General features: G+C 37.2%; 15 protein-coding genes. 13 read left to right on the top strand and 2 right to left on the bottom strand.

Going from position 1 to position 16,163, the window contains the following annotated elements; genetic code table 11:
* Window positions 1-55: 55 nt before the first annotated feature.
* The 7 genes from coaBC (at window position 56) to JEOSCH030_RS08135 (ending at window position 9,935) form a co-directional block, all read left to right on the top strand.
* The gene (gene coaBC / locus JEOSCH030_RS08165; RefSeq protein WP_185126099.1) at window positions 56-1,243 is read left to right on the top strand and encodes a bifunctional phosphopantothenoylcysteine decarboxylase/phosphopantothenate--cysteine ligase CoaBC; all 1,188 of its coding nucleotides are present in this window, start codon (window positions 56-58) and stop codon (window positions 1,241-1,243) included.
* Window positions 1,243-3,624, top strand: a complete 2,382-nt coding sequence (gene priA / locus JEOSCH030_RS08160; protein WP_185126098.1) for a primosomal protein N' — start codon at window positions 1,243-1,245, stop codon at window positions 3,622-3,624. Before coaBC ends, priA begins: the two co-directional genes overlap by 1 nt.
* Before the next feature lie 10 nt (window positions 3,625-3,634).
* Window positions 3,635-4,582, top strand: a complete 948-nt coding sequence (gene fmt, locus JEOSCH030_RS08155) for a methionyl-tRNA formyltransferase (protein ID WP_185126097.1) — start codon at window positions 3,635-3,637, stop codon at window positions 4,580-4,582.
* A complete protein-coding gene (gene rsmB, locus JEOSCH030_RS08150) occupies window positions 4,572-5,873 on the top strand; it encodes a 16S rRNA (cytosine(967)-C(5))-methyltransferase RsmB (RefSeq protein ID WP_185126096.1) in 1,302 nt (433 codons plus the stop codon). Before fmt ends, rsmB begins: the two co-directional genes overlap by 11 nt.
* Before the next feature lie 22 nt (window positions 5,874-5,895).
* Window positions 5,896-6,642 carry a Stp1/IreP family PP2C-type Ser/Thr phosphatase gene (locus tag JEOSCH030_RS08145; protein WP_185126095.1) on the top strand — a complete coding sequence of 249 codons (747 nt, stop codon included), beginning with the start codon at window positions 5,896-5,898 and terminating at the stop codon, window positions 6,640-6,642.
* Window positions 6,639-8,600, top strand: coding sequence for a Stk1 family PASTA domain-containing Ser/Thr kinase (pknB, locus tag JEOSCH030_RS08140; protein WP_235962259.1), 1,962 nt, complete (start codon window positions 6,639-6,641; stop codon window positions 8,598-8,600). Before JEOSCH030_RS08145 ends, pknB begins: the two co-directional genes overlap by 4 nt.
* A gap of 66 nt (window positions 8,601-8,666) precedes the next feature.
* Entirely contained in the window at window positions 8,667-9,935 is a 1,269-nt protein-coding gene (locus tag JEOSCH030_RS08135) for a cytochrome P450 (protein ID WP_185126094.1), read from the top strand.
* A 482-nt stretch (window positions 9,936-10,417) separates the two neighbouring features.
* Here JEOSCH030_RS08135 and JEOSCH030_RS08130 read toward each other — a convergent pair whose 3' ends face one another.
* Window positions 10,418-10,717: a rhodanese-like domain-containing protein gene (locus JEOSCH030_RS08130; protein ID WP_235962258.1), complete on the bottom strand. Its 300-nt coding sequence runs from the start codon at window positions 10,715-10,717 to the stop codon at window positions 10,418-10,420.
* Between the two features lie 90 nt (window positions 10,718-10,807).
* On the opposite strand from JEOSCH030_RS08130, the gene rsgA reads away from it, so the two are divergent.
* Genes rsgA through JEOSCH030_RS08110 form a run of 4 tightly spaced genes read left to right on the top strand, consistent with a single transcriptional unit; the run spans window position 10,808 to window position 13,643 of the window.
* Window positions 10,808-11,668: a ribosome small subunit-dependent GTPase A gene (gene rsgA, locus JEOSCH030_RS08125; protein WP_185126092.1), complete on the top strand. Its 861-nt coding sequence runs from the start codon at window positions 10,808-10,810 to the stop codon at window positions 11,666-11,668.
* 2 nt (window positions 11,669-11,670) lie between these two features.
* Window positions 11,671-12,318: a ribulose-phosphate 3-epimerase gene (gene rpe / locus JEOSCH030_RS08120; protein WP_185126091.1), complete on the top strand. Its 648-nt coding sequence runs from the start codon at window positions 11,671-11,673 to the stop codon at window positions 12,316-12,318.
* Between the two features lies 1 nt (window position 12,319).
* Window positions 12,320-12,931, top strand: a complete 612-nt coding sequence (locus JEOSCH030_RS08115) for a thiamine diphosphokinase (RefSeq protein ID WP_185126090.1) — start codon at window positions 12,320-12,322, stop codon at window positions 12,929-12,931.
* A 10-nt stretch (window positions 12,932-12,941) separates the two neighbouring features.
* Window positions 12,942-13,643 (top strand): DUF554 domain-containing protein, encoded by a 702-nt coding sequence (locus JEOSCH030_RS08110; protein ID WP_185126089.1) that lies wholly within the window; start codon window positions 12,942-12,944, stop codon window positions 13,641-13,643.
* Window positions 13,644-13,697: 54 nt separating this feature from the next.
* Here the strand turns inward: JEOSCH030_RS08110 and rpmB are convergent, their stop codons facing one another.
* On the bottom strand, window positions 13,698-13,886 hold the full coding sequence (gene rpmB, locus JEOSCH030_RS08105; RefSeq protein ID WP_026867566.1) for a 50S ribosomal protein L28: 189 nt from the start codon (window positions 13,884-13,886) through the stop codon (window positions 13,698-13,700).
* Between the two features lie 190 nt (window positions 13,887-14,076).
* Here rpmB and JEOSCH030_RS08100 point away from each other — a divergent pair, with 190 nt between their 5' ends.
* Both JEOSCH030_RS08100 and JEOSCH030_RS08095 read left to right on the top strand, forming a co-directional pair.
* Window positions 14,077-14,445: an Asp23/Gls24 family envelope stress response protein gene (locus JEOSCH030_RS08100; RefSeq protein WP_185126088.1), complete on the top strand. Its 369-nt coding sequence runs from the start codon at window positions 14,077-14,079 to the stop codon at window positions 14,443-14,445.
* Window positions 14,446-14,466: 21 nt separating this feature from the next.
* Window positions 14,467-16,113 carry a DAK2 domain-containing protein gene (locus tag JEOSCH030_RS08095; protein ID WP_185126087.1) on the top strand — a complete coding sequence of 549 codons (1,647 nt, stop codon included), beginning with the start codon at window positions 14,467-14,469 and terminating at the stop codon, window positions 16,111-16,113.
* Window positions 16,114-16,163 lie beyond the last annotated feature (50 nt).

Genomic DNA, 16,163 nt, shown 5'->3' with positions numbered 1-16,163 from the left:
GATAAAAACTAAAGGCTGACAAGAAATTGTCAGCTTTTTTTAAGAGGTGAAAATATTGGCAAATATAGTCTTAGGTGTGACTGGTGGAATTGCCAGTTACAAAGCAATTGATCTAACGAGTAAACTCATTCAAAGAGGCCATGCGGTTAGAGTTGTTTTGACGGATAACACTATGGAGTTTGTAACACCATTAGCATTTCAGGCAATTTCTAGAAATCATGTGTACATCAATACTTTCTTAGAAGAAGACCCAAGTCAAATTGCACATATTAAGATTGGTGAATGGGCAGATATTATTGCGGTGGTACCAGTAACTGCCAATACCATCGGTAAATATGCTAACGGAATCTACGACAATATGCTCTTAAATGTCTTAGCTGCGAATACTAAACCAGTCCTTATGGCCCCAGCAATGAATGTTCATATGTTAAGACAAGATTCGGTACAAGAGAATATCGATAAACTGCGCACACAAGGTGTGGAATTCATCGACTCTGAAACAGGATTTTTAGCATGTGGCTATAATGCCAAAGGAAGACTTGCTGATGTGCCGAAGATCGTTGAAAAAATCGAAGACATGCTTAACCTTAAAAAAGATTATCAAGGTAAAAAAGTACTGATTACAGCAGGACCAACTCGTGAACGCTTAGACCCTATAAGATTTTTATCAAACTTTTCAAGTGGCAAGATGGGTTATAGTATTGCCGAAGCTTTTAAAAATAGAGGGGCGCTAGTCACGATCGTTTCTGGTCCAGTAAACTTAAGCGCCCCAAGTGGTGTAAAAGTGATTAATGTAGAATCAACTGACGACATGTTCCAAGCAGTTAAAGAACACATGGATGCTGATATTGGAATTTTCACCGCAGCAGTTTCTGATTTTACAGTTAAACATCCAGAATCGAACAAGATTAAAAAACAAAGAGGTCAAGTACCATCTATCGAACTGACAGAAACAACAGATATTCTAAAATATGTCGGCCATAATAGTGAGTCTATGTATGTTGTTGGCTTTGCAGCTGAGACACATGACGTGAAAAATTACGCGCTAGGAAAACTTGAAAGTAAACAGGCGGATGCGATTATTATGAATGATGTGTCAGATCCGAGCATCGGCATGAACTCAGACGAGAATGAAGTGACTATTCTCTTTAAAGATCAAACAGAAGTACATTTTGAAAGAGATACTAAAGCTCAAATTGCCAATAATATTGCAGAAAGTCTCAAAGACCGGGTGAAAAAATAATGTTTGCGTCTGTCATTGTTAGCGTCAATTCAAAAGACGTCAACCGTTTATTTGATTATAAAATTCCTGAACACTTACTCGATGTAATTAAAATTGGCCATCGAGTATTTGTGCCGTTTGGGCCGAGACACGTCCAGGCTTATGTCATGTCTATCCATAGTGAAAGTGATGTTCCTAAAGATAAGGTGAAAGAAATCGTTAAGGTCATGGATGTAGAACCGGTTTTAACCGAGGAATTAATTGAGCTGTCGAAAAAGCTATCCAATTACTATATAGAGCCTTATATATCAATAATCGAAACAATTTTACCAGCTGCTTTAAAAGTTAAGTCCAAAAAGGTATTGAAATTAAATGATTCGGCGACTGCTGAAGCTAAATTTATGTATGATAGTTTGGTTAAAAGAGGTGTGCTTGAAACGAAAAGCTTAACCAGTAAAGAACTCCATAGTCTCTTACCTTATATAAAAACAGAGGAGATTTATGAAGATATTGAAATTAAGCAGCACACTCGTAAAAAAACACAAAAAGCAGTGATTTCAAACTATTTAAATAAGGCAAGTTTAGAGCGAGCACCAAAACAATTAGAAGCACTTCATGTGATTGAAGAAAGTTCTGAACCAATCTTAGTCAGCGACTTAAAAGATCAAGGATACAGTGAAGGTATTATTCGAGAGTTAGAGAAAAAAGGATATTTGAAAAAAATTGATCAAGTCGTCGAGAGAGACCCTTTTGATAATAAAATTTTTGAAAGAGATGAAGTAAAAACTTTAACACCAGAACAAGCACGTGCTTTTGAAGAGATTAACCATGATGTTAAAACACATCAAGCTAATACTTATCTTTTACATGGTGTTACGGGTAGTGGTAAAACAGAGGTTTATCTACAGCTGATTCAAACAGTCTTAGACCAAGGTGAAGATGCAATAATGTTAGTCCCTGAGATTGCTTTAACCCCTCAAATGGTCAACCGCTTCAAAGCACGTTTTGGGGATGATGTAGCGGTCTTACATTCTGCTTTAAGTCATGGAGAGAAATACGATGAATGGAGAAAAATATCGGATGGCCGTGCACGTGTAACTGTAGGTGCACGCTCTTCAATTTTTGCACCATTTAAAAAGCTCGGTATCATCATTATTGATGAAGAACATGAAACCACCTATAAGCAATCTGAAAGACCGATGTATCATGCTAAGGAAGTAGCCAAATTAAGAGCAAAATATCACTCTTGTCCCGTCGTCTTAGGCTCAGCTACGCCTTCTTTAGAATCCTATGCACGTTCTGAAAAAGGGGTCTACAAACGCTTTGAGCTACTAGAGCGTCCTAATATGCAACCACATCCCGTTGCGACGATTGTTGATATGGCAGAAGAACATAAAAATGGGAATTCAGGAATTTTATCGAGAAAGTTAGAAGATGCCATTCGAGACCGAATAGAAAAGAATGAACAAACAGTCCTCCTCTTAAATAGAAGAGGATTTGCTAACTTTCAAATCTGTCAAAATTGTGGTCACGTCCCACAATGTCCGAACTGTGATATCTCTTTAACCTATCATAAATCTAATGGTAGTTTAATGTGTCATTATTGCGGTTATGAAGAAGGAATAAAAAGACAGTGTGCAGATTGTTCTTCTACAGAAGTGACCTTTAGAGGGACTGGAACAGAGAAGGTAGAAGAGATATTGAGAGATACCTTCTTAACCGATGTTGTTAGAATGGATGTCGACACGACAAAAAATAAAGGGACACATGAAGCTCTACTCGACCGCTTTGAAAAAGATGAAATTCCCATCCTACTTGGCACTCAGATGATTGCTAAAGGTTTGGATTATCCGAAAGTTACTCTCGTTGGCGTTCTAAATTCTGATACCATGTTGAATTTACCTGATTTTAGGGCGAATGAACGCACCTTCCAATTATTAACTCAAGTGGCAGGAAGAGCTGGTAGACATCAATTAGCTGGTGAAGTCATCTTTCAAACTTATAATCCCGAACATTATGCGGTCACCTTGGCTCAAGATAATAACTACCGAGAATTCTACGAAAAAGAAATGTCATACAGACGTTTTGCAAGATATTCTCCTTATTACTTTCACGTTTTATTTACAGTCTCGAGTGAGAGTGTAGAAGATTGTTTAAAAGCGACGACGGATATATATCAAACACTGGTCGCTAGTGTGAGTGATCAAACCTATATCATCGGTCCATCACCGAGTCCAATTGAGCGCATAAAAAATAAACATCGCTTTCAAATATTGTTAAAATATAAAAGAGAACCGAAATTATTAGAAGTCCTCACTCTTTTAGATAAAAAATATACTGATTTATATAAAAAAATGGGATTGTCTTTAAAAATAGATGTTGATCCACAATTTATAATGTAGGAGTTTTAATATGACAAAAATTATCTTCATGGGGACACCTGACTTCTCTGTGCCCATCCTTAAAGAAGTTCATAAAAAATATGGGGTGGATTTAGTCATTACTCAACCGGCAAGACCAGTTGGTCGAAAAAAGGTTATGACAGACCCACCGGTGGCAGTACTCGCTAAACTTTTAGGCATAGAAGTTTATCAGCCTGAGTCCATGACAACAGATGAAGCATATGACAAAGTTAAAGAAATATCTCCAGACTTACTGATTACCGCAGCCTTTGGTCAGATTCTACCAAAGAGAGTCCTAGATTTAGCAAAACTCGGGGCGATTAATGTGCATGCATCACTCTTACCTAAACATAGAGGTGGCGCACCGATTCACCGTGCTCTAATTAATGGGGACGATAAGACAGGCGTCACCATTATGTATATGGAAGAAAAACTAGATGCTGGTAATATCATTTCAAGTGCTGAAATAGAAATTAAAGACGATGATAATACGGGTAGTCTCTTTACAAAACTCAGCCAGCTAGGGGCTAAATTATTAGATGAGACAATGCCGAAAATTATCGCTGGTGAGAATGATAGCATTAAACAAGATGATCAAGAAGCGACCTTTAGTCCAAATATATCTAAAAGTGATGAAGTAATCGATTTTACTTTACCAGTAAGAGACGTTTTCAATCATATAAGAGGCTTAAGCCCGTGGCCGGTTGGTCACACAACAGTCGATGGTAAGCGTTTAAAGATTTTCTCAGCAAAATTAACAGATGATAAATCAGAAGCAGCTGCTGGTACGATTGTCGGAAAAACTGAAGATGGTTTTTCAGTAGTAACTGGAGATGGATATTTAATTAATCTGACAGAAGTCCAATTATCAGGGAAAAAGAAATCAGATGCTAAAAACTTTATTAGTAATAATAGCCATTTAATTGGTGAGAGATTGGGGGCACACTATGACAGTTAGAGCTTTGGCACTTGAACTGTACCAAGAAGTCATTGATGACAAAGCATACAGTAACATTGTCTTAAATGAAGCACTGCGCTTTGAAGAACTGAACAATGAAGACCGTGGTCTATTAACGGAATTACTATACGGGACACTGCAACATAAATTGACTTTGGAGTATTATATTAAGCCATTTATAAAAACTAAACTAAAGGCTTGGCAAAGACACCTTCTTCATATGAGTGTTTATCAGTTTGAGTATCTTGATAGAGTGCCTGATTATGCAGTTATTAATGAAGCGGTAGAAATTGCTAAAGACTTAGGTGGCTTACAAGCTTCTAAGCAAATCAATGGTATTTTACGTGCCTATTTAAGAGGCGAACGTCCAGATTTTGATCACATTAAAGATGATGCACATCGACTCAGTCTTAAATACAGTATGCCTAAATGGGTCATCAGACATTGGTTTAAACACTATAGCTATGATGAAACTGAAAAAATTCTCGCTGCTCTTAACAAGCGTCCGCAAATGTATTTAAGAATAAATAAAAAACTCATTGACCGTCAAGATTTAATCAACCGTCTCAATGAAGAAGGCTATCAAGCTGAAACGTCAGATTTGCATGAAGATGCGATTAAAGTAAAAGGTCAAGGCATTACTAGATCACAAGCTTATAAAGACGGCCTGTTTGCCATTCAAGATGTGTCTTCTATGTTTGTTCAAAAAGCCTTAAACCCGAGTGATGGAGATACGATTTTAGATGCTTGTGCAGCTCCAGGCGGTAAAGGGATGCATGCACTTGAATCTATGGAGGGTGGCTTTGTAAGTTTTGGTGATCTACACGAGCATAAGATTGCCCTAATTGATAATGAAGGAAAGCGTCTTAAGCATACTAATTATGAAGCGTTTATGGCAGATGCAGCCAAAGATGATTACGGAGGGACTTTTGACCGTATTATTGTCGATGCACCTTGTTCTGGTTTAGGCGTTGTAAAAAGGAAGCCTGAAATTAAATATGAACGTTCTTCAGAAACTATTGAATCTCTCGTTGAATTACAGTTAGAAATACTGGATAATGTAAAAAAATACCTTAAACCAAATGGTGTTTTAATTTACTCAACTTGTACGATTCACCAATTAGAAAATGAAAACGTCGCATATACTTTTAAAAAGAAACATGCTGATATTGACTTTGATGACTTTACTTTAGAAGCGTTTGACTTCAAGGGACCATATAAACAAATTCTCCCTTATGAACACGATACAGATGGCTTCTTTATTGCTAGATTTAAAAAAACTGAAAGCTGACCGACGGAAATGAGGGTTTATCTTGAAAGTAATTGAACGTAGTATTTGTGGCCGATTTAGAGAGACAAATGAAGATGTAACAGGTCACTTTAATAATCGTACTGATCAAACCTTATTACTCATTGCAGATGGCATGGGTGGACACGAACATGGTGAGGTAGCGAGCCAGTTCGTACACGATAAAATAAAAGCTGCCTGGGAAGTTAAAAATCTTTTTAACATTGATGAAGCGGAAAGATTTTTAAAAGACTTGGTCGAGAAAACCAATCGTGCACTGTATGATTTCCAAGAAGAGGAACCTAAATATAAAGGAATGGGAACGACCTTAGTCCTAGTCGCTGTCATTGATTCCTTGCTCTTAGTTCTAAGTGTGGGTGATTCAAGGGCCTATGTGATGAATAATCGCAAGATTGAACAAGTGACTGAAGATCATACCTTTGTAAATGTATTGGTCCAAAGTGGAGAAATTACACCAGAGGAAGCTTTAAATCATCCGAGACGTAATTTAATTACACGTGCTATGGGTACTGAGGCAATGATCCAAGCAGATGTCTTTAGATTAAGAGCACGCCAATATGATTACGTGGTTTTATCGACTGATGGTTTAACAGACACTGTAAGAAAAGAAGAAATTCATCAACAGATGTATACAACAAGTTCAAGTTTAGAAGAAAAAGCAGATAGTCTGGTAAAACTGGCTGAAGATAAAAAGTCTAAGGATAATATTAGCCTTGTGATTTTGGATTTAAAGCGAGGTGACACGAATTGATCGGTAAAGTCGTGTCTGACCGTTATAAAATTACAAAATATCTCGGTGGTGGAATGAGTTCAGTCTATCTAGCCGAAGATATTATTTTAGACCGTGATGTTGTTGTTAAAATGATCAAGGCTGATCCTCTAGATAAAGAAAAATCAGTCAAGAGATTCCAAAGAGAAGTAGAGAGTACAATTCAACTTTCACATCCGAATATTGTGAGTGTAATTGATGTCGATGAGACAGAAGAGTACCATATTTTAGTGACCGAAGTAGTCCACGGACCTAATCTGAAAGAGTACATCATGAAGAATCATCCTATAGACATTGATGAAGTGATTAGCATTGCGATGATGACCTTAAGAGGTATCCAGCATGCCCATGACCGCGGCATCATTCACCGGGATATCAAGCCACAAAATATTCTGATGGATGATAGTGGCAAGGTAAAGATTACTGACTTTGGTATTGCTAAAGCTTTAAGTGAAACACGGATGACGGAAACAAATCAAGTGATTGGTTCCGTTCAATATATTTCACCAGAACAAGCTAAAGGACAATCGACGGATGAAAGAACGGATATATATTCTTTTGGAGTTATGCTCTTTGAATTACTAACAGGTGTTTTGCCATACCAAGCAGAAACAGCGGTTTCCGTTGCGCTCAAGCATATTTCAGAACCTTTTCCAGATATCAATCAATACCGTGAAGTTCCAATTGGTCTAAAAAATATCATTATGAAATGTACAGAAAAAGAACCGCTTAACCGTTATCGTCATGCAGATGATGTCCTGTCGGCACTTGTACATTATCAAGATGAAACAAAACCTTATGTACCAGTAAAAAAAGAAGCTTTAGATCAAACTAAAGTCACACCAATGCCGACACCTAAAAAAGAAGCAGTTAGCAAACCTGTTCAAAAAACTGGGTCAGCACAGTCTGCTGTGCCGATAGGGGAGACCAAAGAAACAAAAAAGAAGCGTCGTAAATGGCCGTGGATACTTCTATTAATCTTACTGTTCTTAGTCGCTATTTTAATTGCTGCCTTCTTTTTGCTCAATCGACCACCTGAGACAGTCAGTTTAGACAATCTACAAAATATGACAGTAGAAGAAGCGACTGACTATCTAGAAACCGAAGAACTCATTTTAGGTGAAGTAGAAGAAAGCTATGATGATAGTTTTGAAGAGGGAGAAATTATTGAAACCACGCCGCGCTCAGGTACTGAAATCGAAAGAGGAACTGAAGTCGATATGCTAGTCAGTTTAGGTGAAGAGCCCTATACGATGTCTGACTTTATAGGTAGTAACTATGATGATGCAGTCAGCGATTTAGAAAAGGCTGGTTTTGAAAATATTAATACAGAATATGAATATTCTGATCAAGCTGAGGGTACTGTCATTAAACAGTCAGTCGAAAATGGTACAGAAATTAAACCGAGTGAAGACGAGATTACACTAACAGTTTCTGACGGTTATGAACCGATTCCGATTACTAATTACACAGGTAATGATTTCGAGACAGCTAAGAGCGAATTAGAGGCCTTAGGTTTTATCGTCAATGTGTCGACAGAAGTGTATAGTGATTCCGTTCCAGAAGGTGCAATCGTGTCACAAGATCCAAGTTATGGAGACTTTTTACCAGGCTCACAGATCAATATGATTGTCTCATTAGGTCAAGCACCACCCGAAGAAACAACCTATCAAATATCTTTAAATATTCCATATCCAAAAAGTGAGTCTGAGTCATCAAGTAAAGAAGACGAAGATAAGAAAGAAAAACAAGAGCCTGTAGATGTTGAGATTTTTATCGATGATAAAGATAGTGATATTGCTGAAGTGGCGGATACTTTAGAAATTACCGAAGATACCAACCATACTATCTCACTTGTCCTTGATGAAGGAGAAGCCGGTCAATATCGAGTAGAGGTTGACGGTGAAGAGATAATCAGTGAAACTGTAGATAACAAGTAAATATTGGCATTGCTTAAACCATTTATATATAATAGTGGAGTACATTCGAATTGGAGGATTTAAATTATGGCTAAACTTAAGAGGGATAAGGGTCTAGATAACACACTAAAAGTTTTAAAAGAGGGTTATCTTTACACTACAAACACAAGAAATCGTTTAAACGTACCAGTGTTTGAAACTAGAGCAATAGGTGGGAAACCATTCGTTGTCTTAAATGGTAAAGAAGGCGCAGAATTGTTCTATAATAACGATTTAGTGCAACGTGAAGGTATGTTACCAAAACGTATTGTAAATACTTTATTTGGTAAAGGTGCAATCCACACAATCGATGGTAAAAAGCATATCGACAGAAAAGCGTTATTCATGAGTTTAATGACTGAAGGAAATTTAAACTACGTGCGTGAATTGACTCGTACTTTATGGAAAGCAAACACTCAACGTATGGAAAGTATGGATGAAGTTAACGTTTACCGTGAATCTATCGTCTTACTAACTAAAGTAGGTACACGTTGGGCTGGTGTTCAAGCTGCACCTGAAGATATCGATAGAATCGCAACAGATATGGATATCATGATTGACTCATTTAAAGCACTTGGTGGTGCCTTTAAAGGTTATAAAGCATCTAAAGAAGCACGTCGTCGTGTTGAAGATTGGTTAGAAGATCAAATCATTGAAACACGTAAAGGAAATATTCATCCACCAGAAGGTACAGCACTCTATGAATTTGCACACTGGGAAGATTACCTAGGTAACCCAATGGATTCAAGACAATGTGCGATTGATTTAATGAACACATTCCGTCCATTAATCGCGATTAACCGTTTTGTAGCATTCGGCTTACATGCTATGAATGAAAATCCAATTACGCGTGAAAAAATTAAGAGTGAACCTGACTATGCTTACAAGTTTTCTCAAGAAGTTCGCCGTTACTATCCATTCGTACCATTCTTACCAGGTAAAGCAAAAGTTGACTTTGACTTCAAAGGATACACAGTACCTGCAGGTGTTGGTCTAGTAATCGATGTTTACGGTACAACACATGATGAATCATTATGGGAAGATCCAAATGAATTCCGTCCAGAAAGATTTGAAACTTGGGATGGTTCACCATTCGATCTAATTCCACAAGGTGGCGGAGATTATTGGACAAACCACCGTTGTGCAGGAGAATGGATCACTGTCATCATCATGGAAGAAACTATGAAGTACTTTGCAGAACATATTACTTACGATGTTCCAGAACAAGACTTAACAGTCGACTTAAACAGTATCCCAGGATACGTTAAGAGTGGCTTTGTTATTAATAACGTTCGTGAAGTTGTTGACAGAACATAAGAATATAAAAATTTAGGTTTAGACCTATAAGAAAAACGGCTTAGAAAATCTTCGGTTGAAGATTTCTAAGCCGTTTCTTGTTAGTCTAAGTGGTTGATGCGAGTGGTGAGTATAGTTGGTGCAGTTTAATTTTCTTGATAAAAGCTGTTACCTGGACTATGAGCAGTGCTCATTGAACTGATAGGGCTTTATCAGGACTTCGTTCTGTTCTCATTGTCCTGATAGCGCGTTACCTGGACTTCGTCGTGTTCTCATTGTCCTGATAGCGCGTTACCTGGACTTCGTCGGGTTCTCATTGTCCTGATAGATTTTTTAACTGGACATTGAGTGCTCAAATTTCAAAATTAATGGACATTCAAGTCTCTTTCAGTTTTACTTCAGGACAAATGTGAATATTTCTTTAAGATCTCGGGCTCTGGAGGCCAATGAGCAACTCTCATTGAACCGCCAGCACTCAAAACTAAATCTAAATCAACACTTATTTAAAGATATTCTCTCTGACCTTCATATTGACTCATGCCGCCTTCGACATTATGCGCTTTATAGCCGTTTTCTTGCATATATTCTTGAACGCGTTTTGAGCGTCCACCAGATTTACAAACTAAGTAGTAATCTTTATCCTTATCTAGAGCCAGCTCGTCTAAATCAAAGTTACTCATCGGTTGATGAATGGCACCAGGTAAATAGCCTGTTTCTTCGAGTTCCGATGTTTCACGAACATCGATAACAACATTTTGATCTTCTTCTAAAACTTTATTTACATCTGAAATATTAATATCCATCATAATTCCTCCACAAACTTGTTCTCACATGATTTTAACATAGTTAAGAAATTGATATAATATACTAAGATTAAGAAACTGAGGTGTTATATGCAGACAGGTAAAATTATAAAAGCTTTATCCGGTTTTTATTATGTTTTGTCAAACGATCTTATATATCAGGCTCGCGCGCGTGGTCTGTTTAGAAAAACGGAAGAGAGCCCCTTAGTCGGGGATGAAGTTAAATTCCAAATAGAAAATGAAAATGAAGGTTATATTACTGAGATTTTGCCTAGAAAAAATGCTTTAGTGCGACCGCCTGTCGCAAATATTGATCAATTGTTATTAACAGCAAGCTTAAAGTCACCGGACTTCAGCTTTTATCTGTTAGACCGTTTTATTGCTTACAGTGAAGCACATGATATTGAACCGGTAATTATTATTACTAAGAATGACTTGAATGAAGATACGGATTTGCTCGAAGAAATCAAACAGGTCTATAGTCCTTTTTATGAATTGCACTTTACAAGTAAATCACAAATTAAAGAAGAGTTATCCGATTTATTTACGGATAAAATTAGCGTCCTTGCCGGACAATCAGGAGCGGGTAAATCGACCTTGCTCAACACTTTATTACCGGACTTGGACTTAAAAACAGATGAAATTTCAAATGCCTTAAACCGCGGTAAGCATACGACTCGACATGTTGAACTTATTGAACACAATGGGGGATACATCGCAGATACTCCAGGATTTTCTACAATTGATTTCATCAATATTGATAAGTACAATATTAAGTCTTGTTTTATTGATTTTAATCAATTCACTTGTAAATTCCGTGAGTGTTTGCATATTAACGAACCAAAATGTGGTGTTAAAAATGCGGTTGAAAATGGAGCGCTAGCAAAAAGTCGTTACGAGTCATATGTAAAAATTTATAATGAAATTGACAACAGAAAAGAGAGGTACTAATCATGACTAAAGTTTTACCATCATTACTTGCAAGTGATTTTTCTAACTTAGATAGAGACATTAAGGAAATGGAAGCTGCTGGTGCAGACATGTTTCATTTAGATATTATGGACGGCCAGTTTGTACCTAATATTTCTTATGGTATTCCGGTTTGTGAAGCGATCTCAAAATCATCTTCTATTCCTTTAGATGTTCATTTAATGACTTATGATCCAACTCAGTTTATTGAAGACTTTAAAAACATGGGTGTAGAGATGTTGTCCTTTCATATTGAAGCGACACCTCATGCGCACAGAGCGGTACAGGAAATTAAAAATGCAGGAATGAAGGCGGGTATTGCCTTAAATCCTCAAACACCTGTTGAAGCGATAAAACACCTCTTAAGAGACGTGGATTTTGTCTTAATTATGACAGTCAATCCTGGCTTTGGTGGGCAGACTTTTATCGACAGCTGTTTAGATAAGCTCGATGACTTAGTTGCTTTAAGAAAATCTCTTGATACTGATTTTGATATTGAAGTTGACGGCGGTATCAACGACGAAACTGCACAGTTATGTAAGTCTCATGGGGCAAATCTCTTAGTGTCTGGTTCTTATTTATTTAAAGCAAGTGATAAAGAAAAGACCATTTTTAAACTAAAGGAAGACTAAGATGACACACATCAATGTGCTGTTGAGGCAAGTAGCAGTAAATGAAGTAATTAAAGGACCATGGGCAGGGGTAGATGCGGGAGTACTGCAGCTTCTTGAAATGAACAAGCAGGTGACCTATGCCTATGGTGATTTTGATAGTGTTAATGCAAATGAACTTAAAAAAATAAGAAAAACGATTGATCTTGACATAGTACCAAGTGAAAAAGATTATACAGATAGTGAACTTGCGCTCTTAGATTTACGAGATAAAGGTTATAAAAACATTGATGTATACGGTGCTTTAGGGGGAAGGCTCGATCACGAACTCATCAATATTCAGCTCTTAAATCACCCTAAATTAAGAGACTCATCCATTCACTTACGAAATGATAAAAATGACATTTGTTTATTAACGAGTGGTCATCATGAACTTTTAGCATCACAAAAGCAATATGTGTCTTTTATCCCACTGTACGATGAAACCTTAATCAGTTTAGAGGGTTTTAAATATGATATAAAGGATAGATATATAAATATTGGAGATTCGCTCACTGTTTCCAATGAGTTTACTGAAAAGACAGCGAGACTCACAACAAATCAAAATATCTTAATGATAAATTCTACAGATTAGAGGTGGATGAATGATATTTGCAGGTGCATTAGTCAACTCCTTAGCGATATTAATCGGTGGAGTTCTGGGTATGGTATTAACTTTTATTCCAGAAAATATTAAAGATGCCATCATGAAAATTCAAGGTCTTTTTATTATTACAATGGGCGTTCAAATGGTGGTCACAGCGACGGATATATTAACGACACTCATCTCACTTATCGTCGGGGTGGTCATCGGTGAAATTATTCAGTTAGAAAAACAACTCAATAGAATGGGGCATATGTTAGAACTTCGTCTAGGGGATAAGCACGGAGGTAATATTTCTCAAGGTCTTATTTCCGGGATGTTAATCTTTATCGTTGGAGCCATGGGGATTGTCGGTGGTTTAGATGCCGGTCTACGTGGTAATAATGATGTGCTGTATACTAAAGCTGCTATGGACTTCTTCATTGCCTTAGTGATGACAGCAGCCTATGGTCGTGGGGTCATATTTTCAAGTGTGCCGACCTTCATCTATTTAGTTATGATTGTCTTAAGTGCGAGACTGATTGCGACCTTTATTCCACAAGGGACGCTCGATATGATGATTGATCAGGTTAGTGCAACGGGTGGTGTCATCTTACTTGCAATTGGTTTGAACATGCTAAATGTGACACAGATGAGAGTGGGAAATATGATTCCTGCTATTTTTATTGGCATGATTTTAGTCTGGCTTTTAACATTCTTTTAAACAGAAAAAAACCTTTGGTTTCTATAAAAGAAACCAAAGGTTTTTTTACGTGTATTAAACGCGTTCTACTTTACCTGATTTTAATGCGCGAGCTGAAACCCAAACTTTTTTAGGTTTACCATCTACAAGAATTCTTACTTTTTGTAGGTTGGCACCGAAAGTTCTTTTGTTAGCATTAAGCGCGTGAGAACGGTTGTTACCAGATCTAGATCTGCGTCCTGTTACATAACATTCTTTGACCATTCATCTCACTCCTCTACTTTGATTTACATAATTACATCATTTCTACTTTATGCATACTCTAATATGGTACACTAAGACAGATGATAAAACAATAGAAAAATAGGCTAGGTGTTTAAAAATACTAGATTAACACTTGTATTTGATATGCTCTTTTGCTTATAATTATATGATGTATTGGAGGCGAACTTAAATGGCGCTAGAAATTGAAAATGATTTAGGTAAAATTGAAATTTCAACAGATGTAATTGCAAATATTGCAGGTGGTACTGTCGTCGAGTCTTACGGCGTTGTCGGCATGGCTTCTAAAAATCAAGTGCGTGATGGTTTTGCTGAACTATTAGGTAAAGAAAACTATTCTAAAGGTGTCGTCGTCGAAAACTTAGACGGTGAACTCACAATTGATTTGTACATTATAGCCGGTTACGGTGTAAAGATATCAGAAGTCGCTTCGAATCTACAGTCATCTGTAAAATATAAATTAGAAAAAACGTTAGGCTTGAGTATAAAAGCTGTTAATATTCACGTACAAGGTGTACGGATTATCTCTACAGACGAATAGCCGGGGAGGAAATACAAGGTAATGAATAAAATAGATGGTTTAATGTTCCGTCAAATGATTTTAAGCGGGGCAAAGAATCTTAAAAAAAATGCAGACTATGTCGATTCATTAAACGTCTTCCCAGTCCCGGACGGAGATACTGGTACGAATATGAATCTGTCAATGTCATCTGGTGCACAAGAAGTTGAGAATTTAAATGAAAAGCATATCGGTACAGTGGGTAAAAGTTTCTCTAAAGGTCTTTTAATGGGTGCCAGAGGTAACTCGGGCGTCATTTTATCACAGTTATTTAGAGGCTTCTCAAAAGCACTTGAAGATAAAGAAGTAGTGGATACTGATGATTTCATTGCTGCTTTAAAACAAGGGGTTAAGACCGCTTATAAGGCTGTCATGAAACCAGTAGAAGGAACAATCTTAACTGTTGCCAAAGATGCGAGTCATAAGGCTAAAGAATTCCAAGGACAAAACGCAGATATTGAAACAGTCATGATGGCAACTTTAGAAGAAGCTAAAGCATCACTGAAACGCACACCTGAATTATTGCCCGTCTTAAAAGAAGTCGGTGTTGTTGACTCAGGTGGTCAGGGCTTAGTTTATGTTTATGAAGGCTTTTTAAGTGCCCTCACTGGTGAAGAAGTAGAAGAAGATGAAAAAATCTCTACATCTGACTTACTTGTCGATGACCATGAGCATGAAAATGATTTTGACGACTTTATGAGTGTCGATGATATTGAATTTGGTTACTGTACTGAGTTCATGGTGCGCTTTGAAGATGGTAAGCGCCCATTTGATGAAGATCAGTTCCGTCAAGATATGGCTGAATTCGGAGATTCTCTCTTGGTTATTTCAGATGACGAAATTGCTAAGATTCATGTTCATACAGAAACACCAGGTGAAGCATTTACCTATGGTCAAACTTATGGTGAACTGATCAAACTTAAAGTTGAGAATATGCGTGAACAATTCAGAACGGTTCACGGTAACAACAGTAAAAATACTGATAAAAAATCTTATGATACGGCAATTATTACCGTTTCAACAGGTGAAGGTATCAAAGCACTCTTTGAGAGCGTCGGGGTGACTCATGTGATCAACGGTGGTCAAACGATGAACCCATCTACAGAAGATATTGTTAATGTCATCAAGGATGAAGATGTTAAAGAAGTATTGATCTTACCTAATAATAAAAATATCGTTATGGCAGCTGAACAAGCGACACACATGTTTGATATTCCAGCTGCTGTCGTACCAACCACATCAATTCCAGAAGGTTTAGCCGCACTGTTAAGCTTTGATCCGAATGCTAAACTTGAAGATAACAAGAAAAATATGACTGAGGCATTTGAATTTGTTAAAACAGGACAAGTGACTTATTCAGTCAGAGATACTAAAATTGATGGTGTAGAAATTAAGAAAGACCAGCACATGGGAATCGCTGATGGACAAATTATTACAGCAGATGATTCCAAAAAAGATGTGCTTAAAGCTTTAATCACGAAAATGATAGACGATGAGACTGAAATTATTACAGTAATTGTTGGTGAGGACGGCTCAGAAGAGGAAGCGAATGAAGTAATTGAAGAAATTGAAAGTCAGCATGAAGATCTTGAATTTGAACTTCATATCGGTTCACAACCAGTCTATAGCTACTTAATTTCTGTAGAATAATATTTCAACCGCATCGGTTTTTCCGATGCGGTTTTTTCCAAACTAGGAGG

The sequence above is a fragment of the Jeotgalicoccus meleagridis genome, from assembly GCF_903994045.1.
Taxonomy (GTDB): Bacteria; Bacillota; Bacilli; order Staphylococcales; family Salinicoccaceae; genus Jeotgalicoccus; species Jeotgalicoccus meleagridis.
Note: the sequence above shows the minus strand (reverse complement) of the source record. Positions and strands in the feature narration are given on the sequence as shown.